Source organism: Klebsiella pneumoniae subsp. pneumoniae HS11286 (genome assembly GCF_000240185.1).
GTDB classification, from domain to species: domain Bacteria; phylum Pseudomonadota; class Gammaproteobacteria; order Enterobacterales; family Enterobacteriaceae; genus Klebsiella; species Klebsiella pneumoniae.
In genome coordinates, this window is the sequence record NC_016845.1 from 867,370 (window position 1) to 891,430 (window position 24,061).

General features: G+C 56.8%; 23 protein-coding genes. 12 read left to right on the forward strand and 11 right to left on the reverse strand.

Annotated features, from left to right (window positions below; translation table 11 throughout):
* Positions 1–10: 10 nt before the first annotated feature.
* The gene (locus KPHS_08180) at positions 11–166 is read right to left on the reverse strand and encodes a hypothetical protein (RefSeq protein YP_005225117.1); all 156 of its coding nucleotides are present in this window, start codon (positions 164–166) and stop codon (positions 11–13) included.
* Between KPHS_08180 and KPHS_08170 the strand changes: the two genes are divergently transcribed.
* The 4 genes from KPHS_08170 (at position 143) to KPHS_08210 (ending at position 4,886) form a co-directional block, all read left to right on the forward strand.
* Entirely contained in the window at positions 143–847 is a 705-nt protein-coding gene (locus KPHS_08170) for a UDP-3-O-[3-hydroxymyristoyl] N-acetylglucosamine deacetylase (protein YP_005225118.1), read from the forward strand. The two genes, KPHS_08180 and KPHS_08170, sit on opposite strands and share 24 nt — an antisense overlap.
* A gap of 331 nt (positions 848–1,178) precedes the next feature.
* Entirely contained in the window at positions 1,179–1,667 is a 489-nt protein-coding gene (locus KPHS_08190) for a secretion monitor (RefSeq protein ID YP_005225119.1), read from the forward strand.
* A gap of 62 nt (positions 1,668–1,729) precedes the next feature.
* Positions 1,730–4,435 (forward strand): preprotein translocase subunit SecA, encoded by a 2,706-nt coding sequence (locus KPHS_08200; protein YP_005225120.1) that lies wholly within the window; start codon positions 1,730–1,732, stop codon positions 4,433–4,435.
* A 58-nt stretch (positions 4,436–4,493) separates the two neighbouring features.
* Positions 4,494–4,886, forward strand: a complete 393-nt coding sequence (locus KPHS_08210) for a nucleoside triphosphate pyrophosphohydrolase (RefSeq protein ID YP_005225121.1) — start codon at positions 4,494–4,496, stop codon at positions 4,884–4,886.
* Between the two features lie 52 nt (positions 4,887–4,938).
* Here the strand turns inward: KPHS_08210 and KPHS_08220 are convergent, their stop codons facing one another.
* The 3 genes from KPHS_08220 to KPHS_08240 are packed head-to-tail and all read right to left on the reverse strand — an operon-like array spanning position 4,939 to position 6,593.
* A complete protein-coding gene (locus KPHS_08220; protein YP_005225122.1) occupies positions 4,939–5,133 on the reverse strand; it encodes a zinc-binding protein in 195 nt (64 codons plus the stop codon).
* 9 nt (positions 5,134–5,142) lie between these two features.
* Entirely contained in the window at positions 5,143–5,886 is a 744-nt protein-coding gene (locus KPHS_08230) for a cell division protein ZapD (RefSeq protein YP_005225123.1), read from the reverse strand.
* The gene (locus KPHS_08240) at positions 5,886–6,593 is read right to left on the reverse strand and encodes a dephospho-CoA kinase (protein ID YP_005225124.1); all 708 of its coding nucleotides are present in this window, start codon (positions 6,591–6,593) and stop codon (positions 5,886–5,888) included. The genes KPHS_08230 and KPHS_08240 overlap by 1 nt, the downstream gene beginning before the upstream one ends.
* Positions 6,594–6,661: 68 nt before the next feature.
* Here KPHS_08240 and KPHS_08250 point away from each other — a divergent pair, with 68 nt between their 5' ends.
* Both KPHS_08250 and KPHS_08260 read left to right on the forward strand, forming a co-directional pair.
* On the forward strand, positions 6,662–6,793 hold the full coding sequence (locus tag KPHS_08250; protein ID YP_005225125.1) for a hypothetical protein: 132 nt from the start codon (positions 6,662–6,664) through the stop codon (positions 6,791–6,793).
* Between the two features lie 56 nt (positions 6,794–6,849).
* Positions 6,850–7,893 (forward strand): guanosine 5'-monophosphate oxidoreductase, encoded by a 1,044-nt coding sequence (locus KPHS_08260; RefSeq protein ID YP_005225126.1) that lies wholly within the window; start codon positions 6,850–6,852, stop codon positions 7,891–7,893.
* 36 nt (positions 7,894–7,929) lie between these two features.
* On the opposite strand, the gene KPHS_08270 is transcribed toward KPHS_08260, so the two are convergent.
* The 4 genes from KPHS_08270 to KPHS_08300 all read right to left on the reverse strand — a co-directional run bounded on the left by KPHS_08270 (position 7,930) and on the right by KPHS_08300 (position 12,027).
* On the reverse strand, positions 7,930–9,135 hold the full coding sequence (locus KPHS_08270; RefSeq protein ID YP_005225127.1) for a type IV pilin biogenesis transmembrane protein: 1,206 nt from the start codon (positions 9,133–9,135) through the stop codon (positions 7,930–7,932).
* Entirely contained in the window at positions 9,125–10,510 is a 1,386-nt protein-coding gene (locus tag KPHS_08280; RefSeq protein ID YP_005225128.1) for a type II secretion system protein GspE, read from the reverse strand. The genes KPHS_08270 and KPHS_08280 overlap by 11 nt, the downstream gene beginning before the upstream one ends.
* Before the next feature lie 10 nt (positions 10,511–10,520).
* Positions 10,521–10,952: a putative major pilin subunit gene (locus tag KPHS_08290; RefSeq protein YP_005225129.1), complete on the reverse strand. Its 432-nt coding sequence runs from the start codon at positions 10,950–10,952 to the stop codon at positions 10,521–10,523.
* Positions 10,953–11,133: 181 nt separating this feature from the next.
* A complete protein-coding gene (locus KPHS_08300; RefSeq protein YP_005225130.1) occupies positions 11,134–12,027 on the reverse strand; it encodes a quinolinate phosphoribosyltransferase in 894 nt (297 codons plus the stop codon).
* 133 nt (positions 12,028–12,160) lie between these two features.
* Between KPHS_08300 and KPHS_08310 the strand changes: the two genes are divergently transcribed.
* Together KPHS_08310 and KPHS_08320 are read left to right on the forward strand one after the other, a co-directional pair.
* Entirely contained in the window at positions 12,161–12,724 is a 564-nt protein-coding gene (locus KPHS_08310; RefSeq protein ID YP_005225131.1) for an N-acetyl-anhydromuramyl-L-alanine amidase, read from the forward strand.
* On the forward strand, positions 12,721–13,575 hold the full coding sequence (locus KPHS_08320) for a regulatory protein AmpE (protein ID YP_005225132.1): 855 nt from the start codon (positions 12,721–12,723) through the stop codon (positions 13,573–13,575). The genes KPHS_08310 and KPHS_08320 overlap by 4 nt, the downstream gene beginning before the upstream one ends.
* Before the next feature lie 235 nt (positions 13,576–13,810).
* Here KPHS_08320 and KPHS_08330 read toward each other — a convergent pair whose 3' ends face one another.
* The 3 genes from KPHS_08330 to KPHS_08350 all read right to left on the reverse strand — a co-directional run bounded on the left by KPHS_08330 (position 13,811) and on the right by KPHS_08350 (position 17,722).
* Complete coding sequence (locus KPHS_08330; RefSeq protein ID YP_005225133.1) at positions 13,811–14,761, reverse strand: alpha-N-arabinofuranosidase; 951 nt, start codon at positions 14,759–14,761, stop codon at positions 13,811–13,813.
* Positions 14,761–16,167, reverse strand: coding sequence for a putative permease of the Na+:galactoside symporter family (locus KPHS_08340; protein ID YP_005225134.1), 1,407 nt, complete (start codon positions 16,165–16,167; stop codon positions 14,761–14,763). The genes KPHS_08330 and KPHS_08340 overlap by 1 nt, the downstream gene beginning before the upstream one ends.
* A gap of 184 nt (positions 16,168–16,351) precedes the next feature.
* Positions 16,352–17,722 carry an aromatic amino acid transporter gene (locus KPHS_08350; protein YP_005225135.1) on the reverse strand — a complete coding sequence of 457 codons (1,371 nt, stop codon included), beginning with the start codon at positions 17,720–17,722 and terminating at the stop codon, positions 16,352–16,354.
* Between the two features lie 12 nt (positions 17,723–17,734).
* On the opposite strand from KPHS_08350, the gene KPHS_08360 reads away from it, so the two are divergent.
* The 4 genes from KPHS_08360 to KPHS_08390 all read left to right on the forward strand — a co-directional run bounded on the left by KPHS_08360 (position 17,735) and on the right by KPHS_08390 (position 23,858).
* On the forward strand, positions 17,735–17,848 hold the full coding sequence (locus KPHS_08360) for a hypothetical protein (protein ID YP_005225136.1): 114 nt from the start codon (positions 17,735–17,737) through the stop codon (positions 17,846–17,848).
* A gap of 517 nt (positions 17,849–18,365) precedes the next feature.
* The gene (locus KPHS_08370; protein ID YP_005225137.1) at positions 18,366–19,145 is read left to right on the forward strand and encodes a transcriptional regulator PdhR; all 780 of its coding nucleotides are present in this window, start codon (positions 18,366–18,368) and stop codon (positions 19,143–19,145) included.
* 136 nt (positions 19,146–19,281) lie between these two features.
* Entirely contained in the window at positions 19,282–21,945 is a 2,664-nt protein-coding gene (locus KPHS_08380; protein ID YP_005225138.1) for a pyruvate dehydrogenase subunit E1, read from the forward strand.
* A gap of 14 nt (positions 21,946–21,959) precedes the next feature.
* Complete coding sequence (locus KPHS_08390) at positions 21,960–23,858, forward strand: dihydrolipoamide acetyltransferase (protein YP_005225139.1); 1,899 nt, start codon at positions 21,960–21,962, stop codon at positions 23,856–23,858.
* Positions 23,859–24,061 lie beyond the last annotated feature (203 nt).

The window sequence follows — 24,061 nt, forward strand, 5'->3', positions numbered from 1 at the left end:
CACACTGACGTTACGCCCTGCGCCGGCAAATACCGGGGTCATCTATCGTCGCACCGACTTGAATCCACCGGTAGATTTTCCGGCTGATGCCAAATCTGTGCGTGATACCATGCTCTGTACTTGCCTGGTTAATGAGCATGACGTGCGGATTTCTACGGTTGAACACCTGAACGCCGCATTGGCTGGCCTGGGTATCGACAACATTATTGTTGAAGTCGATGCGCCGGAAATCCCGATTATGGACGGCAGTGCGGCTCCGTTCGTTTATCTGTTGCTGGACGCCGGCATTGATGAACTGAACTGCGCCAAGAAATTTGTACGTATCAAAGAGACGGTTCGCGTTGAAGATGGCGACAAATGGGCTGAATTCAAACCGTACAATGGTTTTTCGCTGGACTTCACCATCGATTTTAACCATCCAGCGATTGATGCCAGCACCCAGCGCTATACGCTGAACTTCTCGGCCGATGCGTTCATGCGTCAGATTAGCCGTGCGCGTACCTTCGGTTTTATGCGCGATATCGAATATCTGCAGTCCCGCGGCCTGTGCCTGGGCGGCAGCTTCGATTGTGCCATCGTTGTTGACGATTATCGCGTACTGAACGAAGACGGTCTGCGCTTTGAAGACGAATTTGTTCGCCACAAAATGCTGGATGCGATCGGTGACCTGTTTATGTGTGGTCACAACATTATCGGCGCATTCACGGCGTACAAATCGGGTCACGCGTTGAACAACAAACTGCTGCAGGCGGTTCTGGCAAAACAGGAAGCCTGGGAGTATGTGACCTTCGAAGACGACGCAAAACTGCCAATGGCGTTCCGCGCACCGTCGATGGTTCTGGCGTAAGCCTGACCATTCAGTAAATTCGACTGGTAACCTGGTACTCTCTCCGACCAGGGAGCCAGTCGTTTTTCTTTTATAGCACCCTCCAGTTATTTTCGCTGCGATCCCTGGATAATAATTAGCGTGCGTTCGCTGCTTTATTAAGCGTTTTCGCCGGGCAATCGCCTTCATTCATGCTGCCTCAGGCCGGTATTAATGTTAGTATTTGAGCGCAAAATTATTTCTCAGGGTTGCTTTACCCCGTGGACATCAGGTTGTCCTGCGAAAAACATCAATAAAGAGACAGCCTGAACGACGACGGGTCTAGCAAAGAAAGGTAATGAACGTGAGTGGATTGCTGACGCGCTGGCGACAGTTTGGCAGACGGTATTTTTGGCCGCATCTCCTGTTGGGGATGGTCGCGGCCAGCCTCGGCCTGCCTGCGTTAAGCAACGGTCACGAGACCGCGGCGCCAGCGAAGGCGACCGCCAGCAATCACAATCCGAGCAAGGTTAATTTCTCTCAGCTGGCGCTGCTGGAGACGAATCGCCGGCCCAGCTTTACCGTCGACTACTGGCATCAGCACGCCATTCGCACCGTTATTCGTCATCTCTCCTTCGCCATGGCGCCGCAGGCGCTGCCGGTGGCGGAAGAAACTTCCCCGCTGCAGGCTCAGCATCTGGCGCTGCTCGACACCCTCAGCGCGCTGCTGACGCAGGACAGCACGCCGCCGGTGGTGATCCGCCAGGCGGGTTACATCCCTTCTTCATATTCTGCCTTCCGCGTCAGCGCCTGGATAAGCCAGGTGGCGGGGATCCGCGCAGGGCCTCAACGTCTCAGCTGAAAATAACCACGGACCATCCTATTTTTTGTGACTCCGCACCGCGGGGCGTTTGAGATTTTATTATGCTTATCAAAATGTTAACCAAGGTTTTCGGCAGCCGTAACGACCGTACGCTGCGTCGTATGCGCAAAGTCGTCAATATCATCAACGGCATGGAACCGGCGATGGAAAAACTCTCTGATGACGAGCTGAAAGCGAAAACCGCTGAATTCCGCGCGCGCCTGGAAAAAGGCGAAACGCTGGAAAGCCTGATCCCTGAAGCTTTCGCCGTCGTTCGCGAAGCCAGTAAGCGCGTATTCGGCATGCGCCACTTCGACGTCCAGCTGCTGGGCGGTATGGTGCTTAACGATCGCTGCATCGCCGAGATGCGTACCGGTGAAGGTAAAACCCTGACCGCGACCCTGCCGGCGTACCTCAACGCGCTAACCGGCAAAGGCGTTCACGTAGTGACCGTCAACGACTATCTGGCCCAGCGTGACGCCGAAAATAACCGCCCGCTGTTTGAATTCCTGGGCATGACAGTTGGCATCAACATGTCCGGCCTGCCGGCGCCGGCGAAGCGTGAAGCTTACGCTGCCGATATCACCTATGGCACCAACAACGAATACGGCTTCGACTACCTGCGCGACAACATGGCCTTCAGCCCGGAAGAGCGCGTTCAGCGTAAATTGCACTATGCGCTGGTGGATGAGGTGGACTCCATCCTGATCGATGAGGCGCGTACGCCGCTGATCATTTCCGGCCCGGCGGAAGACAGCTCTGAAATGTACCGCAAGGTAAACAAAATCATCCCGCATCTGATCCGCCAGGAAAAAGAGGATTCGGATACTTTCACTGGCGAAGGCCACTTCTCGGTGGATGAAAAAGCGCGTCAGGTTAACCTGACCGAACGTGGTCTGGTGCTGATTGAAGAGCTGCTGGTACAGGAAGGTATTATGGATGAAGGTGAGTCCCTGTACTCTCCAACCAACATTATGCTGATGCACCACGTTACCGCCGCGCTGCGCGCCCATGCGCTGTTCACCCGCGACGTTGACTACATTGTCAAAGATGGCGAAGTTATCATCGTCGATGAGCACACTGGCCGTACGATGCAGGGCCGCCGCTGGTCCGATGGTCTGCACCAGGCCGTTGAGGCCAAAGAGGGCGTGGAGATCCAAAACGAGAACCAGACTCTGGCCTCTATCACCTTCCAGAACTACTTCCGTCTGTACGAGAAGCTGGCGGGGATGACCGGTACAGCCGATACCGAAGCCTTTGAATTCAGCTCTATCTATAAGCTGGATACCGTGGTTGTACCGACCAACCGTCCGATGATCCGTAAAGACATGGCGGATCTGGTCTATATGACCGAAGCGGAAAAAATTCAGGCTATTATCGAAGATATCAAAACTCGTACCGCTGCCGGTCAGCCGGTGCTGGTGGGGACTATCTCGATCGAAAAATCTGAAGTGGTTTCCCGCGAACTGACTAAAGCTGGCATCAAGCACAACGTCCTGAACGCCAAATTCCACGCCAGCGAGGCGGATATCGTCGCCCAGGCGGGCTACCCTTCCGCGGTGACCATCGCTACCAACATGGCGGGTCGTGGTACCGATATTATGCTCGGCGGTAGCTGGCAGGCGGAAGTCGCTGCGCTGGAAAACCCAACGCCAGAGCAGATTGAGAAAATCAAAGCCGACTGGCAGGTACGCCACGATGCGGTACTGGCCGCAGGCGGTCTGCACATCATCGGTACCGAGCGTCATGAATCTCGCCGTATCGATAACCAGCTGCGCGGCCGTGCTGGTCGTCAGGGGGATGCCGGTTCTTCCCGCTTCTACCTGTCAATGGAAGATGCCCTGATGCGTATCTTCGCCTCCGATCGCGTGTCTGGCATGATGCGTAAACTGGGAATGAAACCAGGTGAGGCGATTGAGCACCCGTGGGTCACCAAGGCGATCGCCAACGCCCAGCGTAAAGTGGAAAGCCGTAACTTCGATATCCGTAAGCAGCTGCTGGAATATGATGATGTGGCCAACGACCAGCGCCGGGCGATCTACACCCAGCGTAACGAGCTGCTGGACGTGTCTGACGTCAGCGAAACCATCAACAGCATCCGCGAAGACGTCTTTAAGGCGACGATCGATGCCCATATTCCGCCGCAGTCGCTGGAGGAGATGTGGGATATCGAAGGTCTGCAGGAGCGTCTGAAAAACGACTTCGACCTCGACCTGCCAATCAAAGAGTGGCTGGATAAAGAGCCGGAGCTGCATGAAGAGACCCTGCGCGAACGTATTCTGCAGAGCGCGGTAGAAACCTACCAGCGTAAAGAAGAAGTGGTCGGCGCCGAGATGATGCGCCACTTCGAGAAAGGCGTGATGCTGCAGACTCTGGATTCGCTGTGGAAAGAGCACCTGGCGGCGATGGATTACCTGCGCCAGGGTATCCACCTGCGCGGCTATGCGCAGAAAGATCCGAAGCAGGAGTACAAGCGCGAATCGTTCTCAATGTTTGCCGCGATGCTGGAGTCACTGAAGTATGAAGTGATCAGCACCCTGAGCAAAGTCCAGGTGCGGATGCCGGAAGAAGTCGAGGCGATGGAACAGCAGCGTCGTGAAGAGGCCGAGCGCCTGGCGCAGATGCAGCAGCTCAGCCATCAGAGCGATGATGAAGCCGCAGCCCAGGATCTGGCGGCGCAAACCGGCGAACGTAAAGTGGGCCGTAACGATCCGTGCCCGTGCGGCTCCGGCAAAAAGTACAAACAGTGCCACGGCCGTCTGAGCTAAGGTCTGATAAAACAAACAAAGGCGCAGAGTTCTGCGCCTTTTTTATGGAGCGCATTCAATGAAAAAACTGCAAATCGCCGTCGGGATAATTCGCAATCCGCAAGGCGAAATCTTTATTACCCAGCGCGCCGCCGATGCCCATATGGCGAATAAGCTGGAGTTCCCGGGCGGGAAAATTGAATCTGATGAGACGCCTGAGCAGGCGCTAATCCGCGAACTGCAGGAGGAGGTTGGGATTACGGTCACCGCCTCTTCGCTCTTTGATAAGCTGGAGTATCAGTTCCCCGATCGCCATATTACGCTGTGGTTTTTCCTCGTGGAAAGTTGGCAAGGCGAGCCGTGGGGTAAAGAAGGGCAGCCGGGTCGGTGGATGGCGGGACCAACGTTGGATCCGGCGGCGTTTCCTCCGGCGAATGAACCGGTTATCAGCAAACTTATCGCCCAGGGCTGAGCCCCGGGGCGCGAGGCTAACCCGCCAGGCGCCGGGTTAGCTTGCCATCAAATCAGGGTTGCTGCTCGCTCCAGTCATCGCTATCGGAGAGATCCCCCGCGCTGGGGATGCGCTTCTCTTCCGCAGCCCATTCTCCCAGATCGATCAGTTGGCAGCGCTTGCTACAGAACGGACGAAACGGACTCTGCTCGCCCCACACCACAGTTTTGCCGCAGGTCGGGCAGTTGACGATAGTCTCTTCTGACATGTTATCTCCTTAACAGCAGGCCAGTTCAAAATCAAAGCGCTCCGGCACGATCCCATATTCACTGTCCAGCGCCAGGAAACGGATGGCGAAACGGCTCTTATGGCCGGAAATTTGCGGATAAAGCTGGTGAGCCAGATCGAGACGCAGGCGCAGCAGATCGGCATCTTCGCCATTATCCTGATAAAAGCCGTTGAGGCTGGTCTGTTTGCGGAACAGCGCGGAGTTGCGGATAAGATCGAGGATCAGGCTCAGGGACTGGACCAGCGGATCGAGGCTGGCAAGCCAGCTGGCCACCTGCTCGTCGCGATGCGCCTGTGGCATATGGAGCCAGATATGCAGGGTCGGTAAATCGAAGCTGCAGCAGCCGCCAGGAATACTCAGGCGCTGACGCACCAGCGCAATCAGGCGATCTTCACGCAGAAACTGACCAATGCGCGGCGCGGCCATCAGGGTGCTGGAGGACTGCTTCAACTGGTGGCGCAGCTCGTTTATGCGCTCCTGATCGACGCCCGGCACTTCTGCCCATGACTGGAGCTTACGCTGCTGGCGTTCCAGCTCTTTAACCAGGTCAGTGCGCACCTCGCCGCGCTCCAGGACATCCAGCAGATCGCCGGCGTTACGGAAAAAATGGAGCGCATCGGCATGGCTGGCAATCTGCGGATGGAAAGCCATCTGCTGGATCAGAAATTCGATGCGCAGCCAGGTGCGCATTTTCTCATTAAGAGGATGTTCAAACAGAACGGGGGTATGCATTACGAGTTTTCCTGTGAGGCGGCCTGCGATGCCAGCGTTAAATACTTTTCGTGCAGGCGGGCAACATCCGATGCCACTGCATCCGGCGTGCCAGTGTTTTCAATAACATCGTCCGCGACGGCCAGGCGCTGCTGGCGCGTGGCCTGGGCGGCAAGAATATGTTCAGCATGTTCGCGGCTGACCTTATCGCGCAGCATGGTGCGTTCGATTTGCGTCTCTTTCGGCACATCGACGACCAGTACGCGATCGGCCTGGCCGGACAGGCGGTTTTCGACCAGCAAAGGTACGACCCAGAGGAGATAAGGGGAGGTGGCGGCCTGCATCTGGCGGCGCGTTTCCTGCTGAATCAGCGGGTGCAACAGCGCATTGAGCCAGGCTTTTTCCTCCACGTGAGCAAAAATTTTTTCCCGCAGCAGGCGGCGGTTCAGCGTGCCGTCGGGGGCAATCATCTGTGGTCCAAAGTGGCCGACAATGGCCTGGAGCGCCGGGGTACCGGGCTCGACCACCTGACGGGCGATAACATCGGCATCGATAACCTTAACCCCAAGCTGCGCGAAGGCGTCGGCGACCGTACTTTTACCGCTGCCGATCCCGCCTGTTAACGCGACTGTGTACCCCATATCTTCTGACCCTGAAACGGATTGCTCGTATTTTTTGCAGGCAGACAGCGATGACTGGCAGCGCGCCGGGGAGGCGACAGTGAGCATGTCGTGAGGGCCCCGCGCCAACCGGGATCGCCGTCCGCTATACTGTTTGTTTTAATCAAGCAAATCAAATGGTTAAAAACAATACTCCGGCAGGGGAAGGCATAGGCGCCTTTTTCTCCATTCACCAGGTAAATTTATACGATTGTAGCGTAAAAAAAGTGAAAATCGCAGTCTTGCGCGGGCCTGATTCGCGCGTATGATAACGTCACTGGAGTTGTGCTCTCACATTCATGCCATTAACCCCAGGAATTCGCACATGCGTATTGAAGAAGATCTGAAGCTTGGTTTCAAAGACGTTCTTATCCGCCCGAAACGCTCTACCCTCAAAAGCCGTTCTGATGTTGAGCTGGAACGTGAATTCACCTTTAAACATTCAGGCCTGACCTGGTCCGGCGTGCCGATTATTGCGGCTAACATGGATACCGTCGGCACCTTCAGCATGGCTAAAGCGCTGGCCACTTTTGGTATTCTGACCGCGGTACATAAGCACTACACCGCTGAAGAATGGCTGGCGTTTACCCAGGGCGCATCCGCAGACGTACTCAAGCATGTGATGGTTTCCACCGGCACGTCCGATGCGGATTTCGAAAAAACCCAGCAGATCCTCTCTCAGAACCCACAGCTGAATTTTGTGTGTATCGACGTCGCCAACGGCTACTCCGAGCACTTTGTACAGTTCGTGGCGAAGGCGCGCGAAGCCTGGCCGCAAAAAACTATCATCGCCGGGAACGTGGTCACCGGTGAAATGTGCGAAGAGCTGATCCTCTCCGGCGCCGATATCGTCAAAGTTGGCATCGGCCCGGGATCCGTCTGCACCACCCGCGTTAAGACCGGGGTCGGCTATCCGCAGCTCTCCGCCGTGATTGAGTGTGCCGATGCGGCGCACGGCCTTGGCGGCCAGATCATCAGCGACGGCGGTTGCACCATGCCGGGCGATGTGGCGAAAGCCTTCGGCGGCGGCGCTGATTTCGTGATGCTTGGCGGCATGCTGGCGGGCCATGAAGAGAGCGGCGGAACCATCGTTGAAGAGAACGGAGAGAAATTCATGCTGTTCTACGGCATGAGCTCCGAGTCGGCGATGACCCGCCATGTGGGCGGTGTCGCGAAATACCGCGCGGCGGAAGGCAAAACCGTTAAGCTGCCTTTGCGTGGACCAGTGGAGAATACCGCACGTGATATTCTCGGCGGTCTGCGTTCTGCCTGCACCTACGTTGGCGCCTCGCGTCTGAAAGAGCTGACCAAGCGTACGACCTTTATCCGCGTTCAGGAACAAGAGAACCGGGTATTCAATAGCCTGTAATCGGCTGCACTGGCGCCTGCGCGGCGCCAGTGTTTCTCATCCTCCCGCCCCGCCAATGGCATCGCCCAGGTGAAAAACGGGCAAATACATTGCCACCACCAGAATCCCGACCAGCGAGCCGGTTATCACCAGCATCATTGGTTCAAGATGCGCAGCCAGACTATCGGCTCGCTGATAGGTTTGCTGGCGATGGTGATGCGCCAGGTTTTCCAGCATCTGATCCAGCGCTCCCGCGCTTTCCCCCGTGCGGATGAGCTGCAGGCACAGCGGTGTAAAACCGCCGCAGCGGCTTAACGCCTGCCAAATCGGCTCCCCCTGAACGATCAGCGCGCGGGCCTGCGCCAGACGCTGGCGCCACAGCGGGCACGACAGGGACTCTTCAACGCTTTGCAGCCCCTGCAGAAAGCTAATACCGGCGCTTTGGGTTAACGCCAGGATGGTGAAGATCAGGCTCAGCTGTTGTCCGCCGATCAGGGAGCCAATGAGAGGGAGCGCGTTAAGCAACCGCTGGCGGCGCAGCAACCAGTCGCTGCGCCGCCGGATCAGCTGGTTGAGCAGCAGCGGGCTCAGCAGCGAGGCCAGCAGCAGCGGCCAGCCGCGACTTAGCATGTCGCCTGCCGCAACGACCATCCGCGTCAATAGCGGTAGCGGCGTACTGAACGTCTGGTAGATGGCGGTGAACCCGGGCAGGACAAAATAGAGCATCCCCAGCACCACCAACAGCGCCAGAGAGAGCACGATCAGCGGGTAGCGCAGCGCTTTTTTGACTTTGCTGGCGAGCCGCTGCTGCTCCTGCTGCTGATTCGCCAACTGCAGGCAGCAGATATCGAGCTTGCCCGTCAGTTCGCCGGTGCTAATCATCGCCAGATATAGGGGCGGAAAAGCCTGGGGCCACTGCGCCAGCGCGGCAGAGAACGCCACGCCCTGGGCCAGCTCGCGGCCTAGCGCCTCAAGCAGCGCCTGCCACTGGGCATGCGACTGCTGCTGCGCCAGCAGCGATAACCCTTCCGCCAGCGGCAGGCCGGCCTGCAGCAGGGTCGCCAGCTGGCGGATCGTTTCGCAACTGTAGCGCGGGTGCCAGAGGCTCTGCTTCACCGCACAGCGGCGTACAGCCAGCGGTATAACTCGCTGCTGTTGGAGGTGCTGCAGGACCTCCAGACGCTTGGTTTGCCATAGCATCCCCTGACAGGGGGCGCCCTGCACATCGATACCGCGCCAGCGCCAGAGACGCTTAGTCGCCATGGGGGATCCCCAGCACCCGCACCACCTCTTCGAGGCTGGTCAATCCCTGTTCGATAGCCTGACAGCCGCTTTCAAAAAGCGTCATCATCCCTGCGGCTCGCGCCAGAGATTCAATCTCAATGGCGTTAAGTCCCTGGACTATCCCCTGGCGTAGCCCGGGGGTAACAGGCAGCACTTCGAACAGCGCCAGCCGGCCGTAATATCCGTGGTAACAATGTTCGCAGCCCGCTGCCTGCCAGCGTGGCAGCGGGCGGGGCCACAGGCTGTGCGGCAGGTCGGCGGCGCTGCCGGCATTACGCCGACAGTGGGGACACAGCTTGCGGACCAGACGCTGGGCGATGACCAGCGAGAGCGCAGAGGAAATCATCCAGCGGGCGATGCCCATTTGCTGCAGGCGGGTCAGGGTTTCACTGGTGGAATTGGTGTGCAGGGTGGAGAGCACCAGATGACCGGTCTGGGCGGCTTTGAGCGCGATTTCAGCGGTCTCGGCATCGCGGATCTCGCCCACCATGACAATATCCGGATCCTGGCGTAACAGGGCGCGCAGCACACTGTGAAAAGTGAGTCCGGCGCGGGGATTGATTTGCGTCTGGTTCATCCCGGCGATGGGGATCTCCAGTGGATCCTCCACGCTACAGATATTCACTTGCTCACGGTTTCTGGCCTGCAGGGCGCTGTAGAGGGTCACCGTTTTCCCGCTTCCGGTTGGGCCGGTGACCAGCAGCAGACCCTGCGGCTGGTTCAGCGCCTGGCGAAAGGCCGCCAGCTGGGAGGATGAGAGTCCGAGTGCTTCCAGATCCAGCGCCTGGTCAACCTGATGCAGAAGGCGCAGGACAATCTTTTCGCCATAGCGGCAGGGCAGAGTGGCGATGCGAAAAGAGAGCGGTCGTCCCGCAAGATTCAGCGCGAACTGGCCATCCTGCGGTAAACGGTGCTCGGCGATATCGAGACTGGCCAGGACCTTGAGTCGCGCGATAACCGGTGCGGCCAGTTCGGGAGCCAGCAACGGTAGGGCGTGAAGGACGCCATCGACCCGCAGGCGGATGCGTAAGTGCGTTTCCGTGGGCTCGATATGAATATCAGACGCCCGCTGACGCAGGGCCTGTTCGAGGATCTGGTTGACCCGTTCGGCGATATTTTCCGGCCCGTCGTTCTGCGCCAGTTGCGCCTGCTTTTCCTGGGCCTGCAGACGCTTATCCATCTGCTCCTGGCTCCAGCATTCAATGTCGATCCGCTTTTGCGTCGCGAAGCGTAGCGCCTCCATTAACTCCGCCGGCGGGGTATTAACCACCGCAATAGAGATTGTCTGTTCATCGCTATGCAGCAGCATGGCGTGGTAGCGACGGCAGAGGGGGATCAGCTGTTCTGTTTTCATGCATTCGCCCTCACTTCACCCGGAAAACGTCTTCGCAGGCCTGCTGAAGCGCGCTATTGCCGGTGATGGTGCAGACGCGCTGCCAGCCGGTGACGCCCTCGGCATTGTCCCAGGTCGGCGTCAGGGTGACCCCCAGTCCGTTCAGACTCTCCTGACCGGTGAGGGTGACGACCCCTTTGGCCACGCTCATGGCGGAAAGGTAGCGCGTGGTTGTCGGCGAGGGAATGCCGTTGCTGCCGCCGTCGCATGGCGTTAGGCCGCCATGATCGAGCGCGCAAAGTTCGATGGCTGTCCGGTAAGGGACAAAGGTCTGCAGCAGGTCGGTGAGGGCGGCTTTACGCAGGTAGTTCTGGTAGGCCGGGATGCCGATGGCGCTAAGAATGGCGATGATTCCGATAACCACCATCAGTTCAATCAGGGTAAAACCTCGTTGTTTATCCATAAGTCGCTCCTTGTTGTGACAGAAGCACTGTGAAGGGATTGAGGGGCGCAGGCGAGGGGGCGAAAACGATCCGGGAAAGCGGGTTCCAGGGTTTTTATCTGGATTTCATGGTGAGCACGGGCGACTGCGAGGCGGGACGCAAATTCAGGCCTTCACGCCCGGAAGCGTGAAGGCCTGTTGCTCAGCGGAAGCGCATCGACAGGTCGAGCGCCTGCACATGTTTGGTCAGGGCGCCGACGGAAATATAGTCGACGCCGGTATCGGCGAATTCGCGGATGGTGTCAAAGGTAACGTTGCCGGAGACCTCCAGCGCCGCCTGGCCTGCGGTAATTTTCACCGCCTCGCGCATCAGGTCGGTGGTGAAGTTATCGAGCATAATGATATCGGCCCCGGCTTTTAACGCCTGCTCCAGTTCATCCAGGGTTTCCACTTCCACTTCCACCGGCACATCAGGATGCAGCCAGAACGCCTTTTCCACTGCCTGACGGATCGATCCGGAGGCGATAATGTGGTTTTCTTTAATCAGGAACGCGTCGAACAGGCCCAGTCGATGGTTGGCGCCGCCGCCGCAGAGTACCGCGTATTTCAGCGCGGTACGCAGCCCTGGCAGCGTTTTGCGCGTATCCAGCAGTTGGGTTTTGGTGCCGGCGAGCAGGTCGACATAGCGACGGACGACGCTGGCGACGCCGGAGAGGGTTTGCACAAAGTTCAGCGCCGTGCGTTCGCCGGTGAGCAGAATACGCGACGGGCCTTCCAATTCGAACAGCGGCTGGTCGGCTTTGACCGCATCGCCGTCGGCCACGTGCCAGGTGATATTCACATCGTCACCGGCGAGCTGAATAAAGACCTCTTCCACCCAGCGTTTGCCACAGAAGACGCCATCTTCACGAGTAATGACCACCGCATGGGAGCGTGCATCCTGCGGCAATAATTGCGCGCTAATATCGTTGTTGGCGTCGACTTCGCCGCCCAGATCTTCCCGCAGGGAGTGTGCGACAGCATCGGTAATATCGAGATTAATACGTTCCAGCAGCACGTCACGGCGGCGGTCGGGGTTGTAACGACGAGGCGACATGATAAAGCTCCAGATAGATAAGATTCAGAAGTGGGAAACATGCTAACCTGAACGACGTTTCAGTACCATACACACTTCATCCTTTGGGCCGGCGTGTGGCCCGGAAGCATGAGTTCGCGAAAGGAGATCCCGCATGCAGTTGAACGAGGGGTGGTTGGTCGGCGCGCGTCGGGTTCCCTCGCCGCACCATGACTGCCGTCCGGATGAAGAGACCCCTTCCTTACTGGTGGTGCATAACATTAGCCTGCCACCGGGGGAATTTGGTGGTCCGTGGATTGATGCGCTGTTCACTGGTACCCTGGATCCGCACGCGCATCCTTTCTTTGCCGAGATTGCTCATCTGCGCGTTTCGGCGCATTGTCTGATTCGCCGTGATGGCGAAATCGTGCAGTATGTGCCTTTCGATAAGCGGGCGTGGCATGCGGGCGTCTCCTGTTATCAGGGACGCGAACGCTGCAATGACTTTTCCATCGGCATAGAGCTGGAAGGCACCGATACTCTGGCGTATACCGACGCGCAGTACCGGCAGCTGGCGGCGGTGACGGATCTGCTGATCGCGCTTTATCCGGCTATCGCCGAAAACATTGCGGGCCACAGCGATATCGCGCCCGTGCGGAAAACCGATCCAGGACCGGCCTTTGACTGGATAAAATACCGTGCGCTGCTCAGCGCCCCGTCAGAAAAGGAGACCTCATGACGCTGTTTACGACGCTGTTGGTGCTTATCGCCGAACGGCTGTTTAAGCTGGGCGAACACTGGCAGCTTGATCATCGGCTGGAGGTGGTGTTTCGCCGGATAAAACATTTCTCGTTACCGGGCACGCTGCTGATGACGCTGGTGGCCGTCGCGGTCGTGTATATCATTCAGCGTCTGCTGCAGGGGCAGCTGTTTAACATACCGCTGCTGGTGTTCTGGATTTTACTGGGCCTGCTATGCATTGGCGCCGGCAAAGTTCGGCTGCACTACCATGCCTATCTGAAAGCGGCGTCGCGCAATGACAGTCGCGCCTGCGATGCCATGGCCAGCGAGCTGACGCTGATTCACGGCGTGCCGCCGGGCTGTGATGAGCGTGAGTACCTTAGCGAACTGCAAAATGCGCTGCTGTGGATTAACTATCGATACTATCTGGCGCCGCTTTTCTGGTTTGTCGTGGGGGGCGCCTGGGGCCCGCTGACGCTTATCGCCTACAGCGTACTGCGCGCCTGGCAGACATGGCTGGCGCGCTACCAGACGCCGCACCACCGGTTGCAGTCCGGGATCGATGGTATCCTGCATATTGTGGACTGGCTGCCGGTGCGTCTGGTGGGGGTGGTCTATGCCCTGGTGGGCCATGGTGAAAAAGCGCTCCCGGCGTGGTTTGCTTCGCTGGGCGACCGCCATTCGTCGCAGTATCAGGTGTTGACCCGCCTGGCGCAGTATTCCCTGGCCCGTGAGCCGCACGTGGATAAAGTAGCGACGCCGAAGGCTGCGGTATCGATGGCTAAGAAGACTTCGCTGGTGGTAGTGGTGATTATGGCGCTGCTGACGATTTACGGTACCCTGGTTTAACGGCCTGAGCCCGCGCGCTGCCTGCCACGATGTACGTACCTGCGGGGCTTTTGTTGCCTGATGGCGCTGCGCTTATCCGGCCTGGCGAGTCACCCGCAGGCTCACGTCACGTAGGCCCGGCAAGCAACAGCGCCGCCGGGCGATATATCAGACGCCGTGCTGGTCATGTTGCCGGGTGGCGGCTTCGCCTGACCCGGCCTGGAGAACCCGCGCCAGCGGGTAACATTCCGAACCGCTACAGCGTATCCGCCGGTGGAATACCGAAGTCGGGCATCCCGTCTTCCCGCCAGCTGACCAGCTTTAACCGCGTATGGCGATTGGGATCATACAGCGGGTCGCCTTCTATCTCAGTGTAATTCCGCGCGTGATACACCAGCACATCTTCCCCTTCCGGCGTTTGGGTAAAACTATTATGACCTGGGCCAAACTGGCGGTTTTCATAGCTGGTGCGGAACACCGGCTGCGGAGCTTTATGCCAGTTTGCCGGCTGCAGCGGATCGGCCTGCCGGTCGATCCATAACAACCCCATGCAGTAGTTTTCATCGGTGGCGCTGGCGGAATAGCTGATAAATAGCTTATCGCCATGCATCAGTACCGCAGGCCCTTCGTTGACCTTAAATCCCCGGCACTCCCAGTCGAACTCCGGCTTGCTCAGCATGACCGGCTCGCCTTTTAACGTCCACGGGTTAGCCATTTCGGCGAGATACAGGTTTGAGTTGCCTTCGATATGCGGGGATTTTTGCGCCCACAGATACCAGCGTTTCCCCTGATGGGTAAAAGTGGTGGCATCGAGGGCGAAGGTATCGAAAGGCGTGACCACCTGGCCTTTTTCCTGCCAGCGGCCGGTCAGCGGATCGCTGTCAGCGCACTCGAGAACGAACATGCGATGCTGGAACATCCCCAGCGCATCCAGATCGTGAGTATGGGTGGCGGCAAAATAGATATACCACTTACCGTCTATTTCATGCAGCTCCGGCGCCCAAATCAGCTGGCTCATCGGCCCGCTTTGCGGCGCGCGCCAAACCACGACCGGCTCAGCATCGCGTAATCCTTCAAGGGTTACCGCGCGCCGGATCTCCAGCCGGTCGTATTCCGGCACCGAGGCAATAAAGTAGTAGTGGCTAAGATGGCGCAGGATAAAGGGGTCTGCACGCTGTTCAATAAAGGGGTTTGGCCAGTTGTTCATCAGGCTTTCCTTACGTGTTCACTGGTTTTCAGTTCCTGGTATTCGTTCAGCTCGCTGTAGTTGCTGCGGCGCTTCTCCAGATCGCTCTGAATCTGGCGCATCAGGGTACGGTCAACCTTCAGCAGGCGCACCACGCCGGCGGTGATCAGATAGCCGACGCCGGGAATGACTGAGAATAGCAGCACGATACCGTTCAGCGCGGAGGCGCTTTGCGCTTTCGCGCCGGCGTCGTAGCCGTACCATGACAGCAGGAAACCGACCATTGCCCCGGCGACCGCCAGGCCGACCTTGAGGAAGAACAGATTACCGGAGAAGCTGATACCGGTGACGCGCTTGCCGGTTTTCCATTCGCCGTAGTCGTCAACGTCGGACATTAGCGACCAGTGTAGCGGGGAAGGGATTTGATGCAGAATGTTGAGCAGGAAGTAGAGCACCATAATCAGCGTGGTGGCGTGTGGATTAAAGAAATAGAAGGCGCAGGAGAACACGGCCAGCACGATATTGGTCCAGAAGAAAACCTGCAGTTTGCACCAGCGGTCGGTCAGGACTTTCGCCAGCATGCTGCCAATCATCATCCCAACTACGCCGAGGCTGATAAACAGGGTGGCAAAATGGGTGCTTTGTCCCATCACCCAGGTGACGTAGTACATGGTGGCGGCCATGCGGATAAAGCCCGGACAGACGTTGCACAGCGTGAGCAGCAGGATGCGCACCCACTGGTCATTTTTCCAGACGTCTTTCAGATCTTTTTTCAGTTCGTCATTCGTCTGCACCGCCGGGCGGATACGTTCGCGCACGGTGGCGAAGCAGAACAGGAACATACACATACCGATAAAGGCCAGCACGGTCATCGCCATCTGGTAGCCCTTCGCTTTATCGGCGCCGCCGAACCAGTCGGCCATTGGCAGCAGCGTCAATGACAGCAGGAGCGTGGCGATACCCACCATGACGAAACGATAAGACTGGCAGGCAACACGCTCTTTCGGATCGGCGGTCATCACCGTTCCCAGCGAGCAGTAAGGAATATTAATCGCGGTATAGGTAATCGACAGCAGAAAGTAGGTCACAAACGCATAGATGACTTTGCTATTGTAGGTCCACTCAGGAGTGGTGAACATCAGGACGCTGAACAGGGCGTAGGGGAAGGCGATCCACAGCAGCCATGGACGAAAGCGACCATATTTACTACGGGTGCGGTCGGCAAGAGCGCCCATGATAGGGTCGGTTACCGCATCGATGACTCGCACCGAGAGCAGAAGTACGCCGACCAGCGCCGGCGCTAGTCCGAATATATCAGTGTAAAAATAGTTCACAAACAGCATGATGGCGCCAAAGATAATATTGCATCCGGCATCACCCATCCCGTAACCAATCTTTTCTCTTATTGAAAGCGTGTTCTCTGCCATGTGCGGTCTCTCCGTTGCAGTATGGAGAGAATTATTGGCTGCGGTTGGCAGAAATACGTTGCAAGAACTCGTTGACGATATGGATAAATAAGCTATGGAGGGGAAAGTGTGAAGCAGATAACAATGCTCTGCGCCCATTATTCAGGGGAGGGCGCAGAGCAAAGTGAAGTATTGATGAGATGTATTATTGTGCTTTTATGGTGGCGGCGGCTTTCTCTTTAAACAGATAGCCCACGCCCAGCACCGCAATCCATACCGGGATCAGCCAGACGGAAATCGCCATCCCCGGGGTCATCAGCATAATCACCAGCACCGCCGCCATAAACAGCAGGCACAGCCAGTTGCCCAGCGGATAGAAGAGGGCCGGGAAACGCGTGACCACGCCCTGCTGCTTTTTGGCGCGACGGAATTTCATATGCGCGAGGCTGATCATCGCCCAGTTGATGACCAGGGCTGAGACCACCAGCGCCATCAGCAGACCGAAAGCAGATTCAGGCGCCAGGTAGTTGATCAGCACGCACAGCGCAGTGACCAGGGCCGAGACGAGAATGGTATTCACCGGCACGCCGCGTTTGTCGACGCTGAGCAGCGCTTTTGGCGCGTTGCCCTGCTGAGCAAGGCCGAACAGCATACGGCTGTTGCAGTACACGCAGCTGTTATAAACCGACAGCGCTGCCGTCAGCACCACCACGTTCAGAGCGTTTGCCACCAGCGTATCGCCAAGTTCATGGAAGATCAGGACGAACGGACTGGTGTCCGCGGTGACGCGGGTCCACGGCAGCAGGGAGAGCAGCACCGCCAGCGAACCAACATAGAAGATCAGAATACGGTAAATAACCTGATTGGTGGCTTTAGGAATGCTTTGCTCCGGATTATCCGCTTCCGCGGCGGTGATCCCCACCAGCTCCAGGCCGCCAAAGGAGAACATGATGATCGCCATCATCATCACCAGCCCGTAAAAGCCGTGCGGCAGGAAGCCCCCCTGGTCCCACAGGTTACGTACCGTCGCCTGCGGGCCGCCGTTGCCGCTGAACAGCAGCCAGCCGCCGAACAAAATCATCGCCACTACGGCGACCACTTTGATAATCGCGAACCAGAATTCCATTTCACCGAACACTTTGACATTGGTCAGGTTAATGGCGTTGATGGCGATGAAGAAGACCGCCGCCGAGGCCCAGGTAGGGATTTCCGGCCACCAGAACTGGATATATTTGCCAACGGCGGTCAGTTCCGCCATGGCCACCAGGACATACAGTACCCAGTAGTTCCAGCCGGAGGCGAAGCCGGCAAAACCGCCCCAGTATTTGTAAGCAAAGTGGCTAAATGAGCCGGCCACCGGCTCTTCCACCACCATTTCGCCCAGCTGACGCATGATCAGGAAAGCGATAAAACCGGCGATAGCGTAACCAAGAATGATACCCGGGCCGGCGGACTGAATGACGGACGCGCTCCCCAGAAACAGGCCGGTGCCGATAGCCCCGCCCAGCGCGATGAGCTGAATGTGACGGTTTTTCAGGCCGCGCTTCAGCCGATCGCCGTGCTGTTGACCTTCCATATGAAACCTCGTGTGTGGTTATTTTTTGTGTACGTCATCCGTCAGGTTGCTGCTTCACTGCTGTCTCTGCCTGAAAGCATAGCCAGCGAAAATTTGGGCGAAGTGGCCCACTTTTTACCCGAGTGATGGCGCGCACATATTGTTGTGTTTGTGTATTTTGGAACTTCCGTTTCTGTATTGTTTTGTTTACGGAAGGCTGTGTGGTAATTCCGAAAAAGGCCTTTCGTCTCCGGCAGAATAGTGGTAAGCGCATTTGAATGCACCTGCTTTATGAAGGGATGATGACGATGTGTCTAAAAAGACATCAATAGTCACAATCTGTCGTATTTTGATGCATGCTGCTTTGTCATTATTTATTCACTGTAAGTGACTCTGTATTCATTTATTGCAGCGTTGAATCGGTTCAGAAAGCGTAATTTTTCGTTTCTATAAAGTTAAGGCTACCTCTTTGTGAGTAAACGTAACATTTGTGCAAGGTTACATTTCTGAAATGTTATTTCTGTAAGGTTGTTAAAATGTCCCAGGTTTACTGATTTCAATCAAAACCTGTATGGACAGAAGGTGAATACTTTGTTACTTTAGCGCTACGAACTTTAAATTGGTAAGACCAATTGACTCCGGGCTAATGGCAGAGACAGGGAATATGGCCTACAGCAAAATCCGCCAACCAAAATTATCCGATGTGATAGAGCAGCAGCTGGAGTTTCTGATTCTTGAGGGGACCTTGCGCCCCGGTGAAAAACTCCCGCCAGAACGCGAACTGGCTAAACAGTTCGACGTTTCCCGCCCCTCGCTGCGTGAGGCGATTCAACGCCTCGAAGCCAAGGGCTTGTTGCTTCGTCGTCAGGGAGGTGGAACGTTTGTTCAGAGCCGCCTGTGGCAGAGCTTCAGCGATCCGCTGGTTGAGCTGCTGTCCGATCACCCTGAATCCCAATTCGATTTGCTTGAGACCCGTCACGCGCTGGAAGGCATCGCGGCCTATTACGCGGCGCTGCGCAGCAATGATGAGGATCGCGACCGTATCCGTGAGCTGCATCAGGCTATTGAACGCGCTCAGCAGTCGGGCGATTTGGACGCTGAGTCCGGCGCCGTCGTCCAGTATCAAATCGCCGTCACCGAGGCGGCACACAATGTGGTGTTGCTTCATCTGCTAAGGTGTATGGAGCCGATGTTGGCGCAAAACGTGCGTCAGAACTTTGAATTGCTGTATGCCCGGCGGGAAATGCTCCCGTTGGTCAGCAACCATCGCACTCGCATTTTCGAGGCGATAATGGCCGGGGAGCCGGAGCAGGCGCGTGAAGCGTCGCACCGTCACCTGGCGTTCATTGAGGAAATTTTGCTGGATCGTAGTCGTGAGCAGAGCCGTCGAGAGCGCTCACTGCGTCGTTTACAGCAACGAAAGGACGAGAACTCCGGTTCTTAAGCGCCATTTTTAGAGCGCGGCAACTAAACGCAGAACCTGTCTTATTGAATTTTTGGTTGTTCCAGCGTGAAGAACGAAGAGTTCAATGGGACAGGTTCCAGATTAATCAACGATTAGATAGATAAGGAATACCCCCATGTCAGAACGTTTACACAATGACGTGGATCCGATCGAAACTCGCGACTGGCTACAGGCGATCGAATCGGTCATCCGTGAAGAAGGTGTTGAGCGCGCTCAGTATCTGATTGACCAACTCCTTTCTGAAGCCCGTAAAGGCGGAGTGAAGGTTGCTGCAGGCGCTTCCGCCGGCAACTACGTCAACACTATTGCCGTTGAAGATGAGCCGGAATACCCGGGCAATCTGGATCTGGAACGTCGCATTCGTTCTGCGATTCGCTGGAACGCCATCATGACCGTTCTGCGCGCGTCGAAAAAAGATCTCGAACTGGGCGGCCACATGGCGTCCTATCAGTCTTCCGCGACCTTCTACGAAGTCTGCTTCAACCACTTCTTCCGTGCGCGCACTGAGAAAGATGGCGGCGATCTGGTGTACTTCCAGGGTCACATCTCTCCGGGCGTATATGCACGTGCGTTCCTGGAAGGCCGTCTGACCGAAGAGCAGATGGACAACTTCCGTCAGGAAGTTCACGGCAAGGGCCTGTCCTCTTATCCGCACCCGAAACTGATGCCGGAATTCTGGCAGTTCCCGACCGTATCCATGGGGCTGGGGCCGTTGGGCGCTATCTATCAGGCCAAATTCCTGAAATATCTGGAACACCGCGGTCTGAAAGACACCTCCGAACAAACCGTTTACGCCTTCCTGGGCGACGGCGAGATGGATGAGCCGGAATCAAAAGGCGCTATCACCATCGCCACCCGTGAAAAACTGGACAACCTGGTCTTCGTCATCAACTGCAACCTGCAGCGTCTGGACGGCCCGGTCACCGGTAACGGCAAAATCATTAACGAACTGGAAGGCATCTTCGGTGGTGCTGGCTGGAACGTTATCAAGGTTATCTGGGGCGGCCGTTGGGATGAGCTGCTGCGTAAAGACACCAGCGGTAAGCTGATTCAGCTGATGAACGAAACCGTTGACGGCGACTACCAGACCTTCAAATCCAAAGACGGCGCTTACGTTCGTGAGCACTTCTTCGGCAAATATCCGGAAACCGCTGCCCTGGTCGCTGACTGGACTGACGAGCAGATCTGGGCTCTGAACCGCGGTGGTCACGATCCGAAGAAAGTCTACGCTGCATTGAAGAAAGCGCAGGAGACCAAAGGTCAGCCGACCGTGATCCTGGCGCATACCATTAAAGGTTATGGTATGGGCGATACCGCTGAAGGTAAGAACATCGCGCACCAGGTTAAGAAAATGAACATGGACGGTGTTCGCTACGTCCGCGATCGTTTCAATGTGCCGGTGGCGGATGCCGATCTCGAAAAACTGCCGTACGTAACCTTCCCGGAAGGTTCCGAAGAGCACACTTACCTGCACGCTCAGCGTCAGAAGCTGAACGGCTATCTGCCGACTCGTCAGCCGAAGTTCACTGAGAAACTCGAGCTGCCGACCCTGGCCGACTTCAGCGCGCTGCTGGAAGAGCAAAACAAAGAAATCTCTACCACTATCGCTTTCGTTCGCGCCCTGAACGTGATGCTGAAGAACAAGTCGATCAAAGATCGTCTGGTGCCGATCATCGCCGACGAAGCGCGTACCTTCGGTATGGAAGGTCTGTTCCGTCAGATCGGTATTTACAGCCCGAACGGCCAGCAGTATACCCCGCAGGACCGTGAGCAGGTTGCTTACTACAAAGAAGACGAGAAAGGCCAGATTCTGCAGGAAGGGATCAACGAGCTGGGCGCAGGCGCATCCTGGCTGGCTGCTGCGACCTCTTACAGCACCAACAACCTGCCGATGATCCCGTTCTACATCTACTACTCGATGTTCGGCTTCCAGCGTATCGGCGATCTGTGCTGGGCGGCTGGCGATCAGCAGGCTCGCGGCTTCCTGATTGGCGGGACTTCCGGTCGTACTACCCTGAACGGCGAAGGTCTGCAGCACGAAGATGGTCACAGCCACATTCAGTCGCTGACTATCCCGAACTGTATCTCTTACGACCCGGCGTACGCCTATGAAGTGGCTGTCATCATGCATGATGGTCTGGTCCGTATGTACGGCGAAGCGCAAGAGAACGTTTACTACTACATCACTACGCTGAACGAAAACTACCACATGCCGGCCATGCCGGAAGGCGCCGAGGAAGGTATCCGTAAAGGTATCTACAAACTCGAAACCATCGAAGGTAGCAAAGGTAAAGTTCAGCTGCTGGGCTCCGGTTCTATCCTGCGTCACGTGCGTGAAGCAGCGCAGATCCTGGCGAAAGACTACGGCGTGGGTTCCGACGTGTATAGCGTTACCTCCTTCACCGAACTGGCGCGTGATGGCCAGGATTGCGAACGCTGGAACATGCTGCACCCGCTGGAAACCCCGCGCGTGCCGTATATCGCTCAGGTAATGAACGACGCTCCGGCAGTGGCATCCACTGACTATATGAAACTGTTCGCTGAGCAGGTTCGTACTTACGTACCGGCTGATGATTACCGCGTACTGGGTACCGATGGCTTCGGTCGTTCCGACAGCCGTGAAAACCTGCGTCACCACTTCGAAGTCGATGCTTCCTATGTGGTCGTAGCAGCGCTGGGCGAACTGGCTAAACGTGGTGAAATCGATAAGAAAGTGGTGGCTGACGCTATCGCGAAATTCGACATCGATGCAGAAAAAGTTAACCCGCGTCTGGCGTAAGAGGTAAAAGAATAATGGCTATCGAAATCAAAGTACCGGACATCGGGGCTGATGAAGTTGAAATCACCGAGATCCTGGTCAAAGTTGGCGACAAAGTAGAAGCTGAACAGTCGCTGATCACCGTAGAAGGCGACAAAGCCTCTATGGAAGTCCCGTCTCCGCAGGCTGGCGTCGTGAAAGAGATTAAAGTCTCCGTCGGCGACAAAACCGAGACTGGCAAACTGATTATGATTTTCGATTCCGCCGAAGGTGCAGCCGCCGCTGCACCTGCGCAGGAAGAGAAGAAAGAAGCCGCTCCGGCCGCCGCTGCTCCAGCGGCTGCCGCGGCAGCGAAAGAAGTTCACGTCCCGGATATCGGCGGCGATGAAGTCGAAGTCACTGAGATCATGGTTAAAGTGGGCGACACCATCGCCGCTGAGCAATCCCTGATCACCGTAGAAGGCGATAAAGCCTCTATGGAAGTTCCGGCGCCGTTCGCCGGTACCGTCAAAGAGATCAAAATCAATACCGGCGATAAAGTTTCCACCGGCTCCCTGATTATGATCTTCGAAGTGGCGGGCGCTGCGCCTGCAGCCGCTCCGGCACAGGCTGCCGCGCCGGCTGCTGCGGCTCCGGCTGCCGCAGCAGGCGTGAAAGATGTTAACGTCCCGGACATCGGCGGCGACGAAGTTGAAGTCACCGAAGTGATGGTTAAAGTCGGCGATAAAGTCGCGGCGGAACAGTCCCTGATCACCGTAGAGGGCGACAAAGCCTCTATGGAAGTTCCGGCGCCGTTCGCGGGTACCGTTAAAGAGATCAAAATCAGCACCGGCGATAAAGTCAAAACCGGTTCCCTGATTATGGTCTTCGAAGTGGAAGGCGCTGCGCCTGCCGCCGCTCCGGCTCAGGCTGCTGCCCCGGCACCAGCTGCTGCCCCGGCTCAGGCCGCTAAGCCTGCCGCTGCGCCGGCTGCGAAAGCAGAAGGTAAAAGCGAATTCGCTGAAAACGATGCCTACGTTCACGCGACCCCGCTGATTCGCCGCCTGGCGCGCGAGTTCGGTGTTAACCTGGCTAAAGTGAAAGGCACCGGCCGTAAAGGTCGTATCCTGCGCGAAGACGTTCAGGCTTACGTGAAAGAAGCGGTTAAACGCGCTGAATCCGCACCGGCGGCTGCCGCTGGCGGCGGTATCCCGGGCATGCTGCCGTGGCCGAAGGTTGACTTCAGCAAGTTTGGCGAAGTCGAAGAAGTGGAGCTGGGTCGTATCCAGAAAATCTCTGGCGCCAACCTGAGCCGTAACTGGGTGATGATTCCGCACGTTACCCACTTCGACAAAACCGATATCACCGATCTGGAAGCGTTCCGCAAGCAGCAGAATGCCGAAGCTGAGAAGCGTAAACTGGACGTGAAATTCACTCCAGTGGTCTTCATCATGAAAGCGGTTGCCGCTGCGCTTGAGCAGATGCCGCGCTTCAACAGCTCGCTCTCCGAAGATGGTCAGCGCCTGACGCTGAAGAAATACATCAACATCGGTGTGGCGGTGGATACCCCGAACGGTCTGGTGGTTCCGGTCTTCAAAGACGTGAACAAGAAGAGCATCACCGAGCTGTCTCGTGAATTGACCACCATCTCGAAGAAAGCGCGCGATGGCAAACTGACGGCTGGCGAAATGCAGGGCGGTTGCTTCACCATCTCCAGCATCGGCGGCCTGGGTACCACCCACTTCGCGCCGATTGTTAACGCGCCGGAAGTGGCCATCCTCGGCGTGTCTAAGTCCGCGATGGAGCCGGTATGGAATGGTAAAGAGTTTGTGCCGCGCCTGATGCTGCCGATCTCTCTGTCCTTCGACCACCGCGTCATCGACGGTGCTGATGGTGCCCGCTTCATTACCATCATTAACAACACCCTGAGCGACATTCGCCGCCTGGTGATGTAATCGAAAAAGCCGGCCTGACGGCCGGCTTTTTTCTGATAACCTCAGGCTGTTGGGGATTATCAGCAACAAAGGACAAAATCGTTTGCCGTTTGTTGTTTAAAAATTGTTAACAATTTTGTAAAATACACGCGGATAGAACGTCCCGGTGGACTTGGGCGTAAGAATAATAGCGTCAGACCCGCCGGATATAAATTACAGAGGTC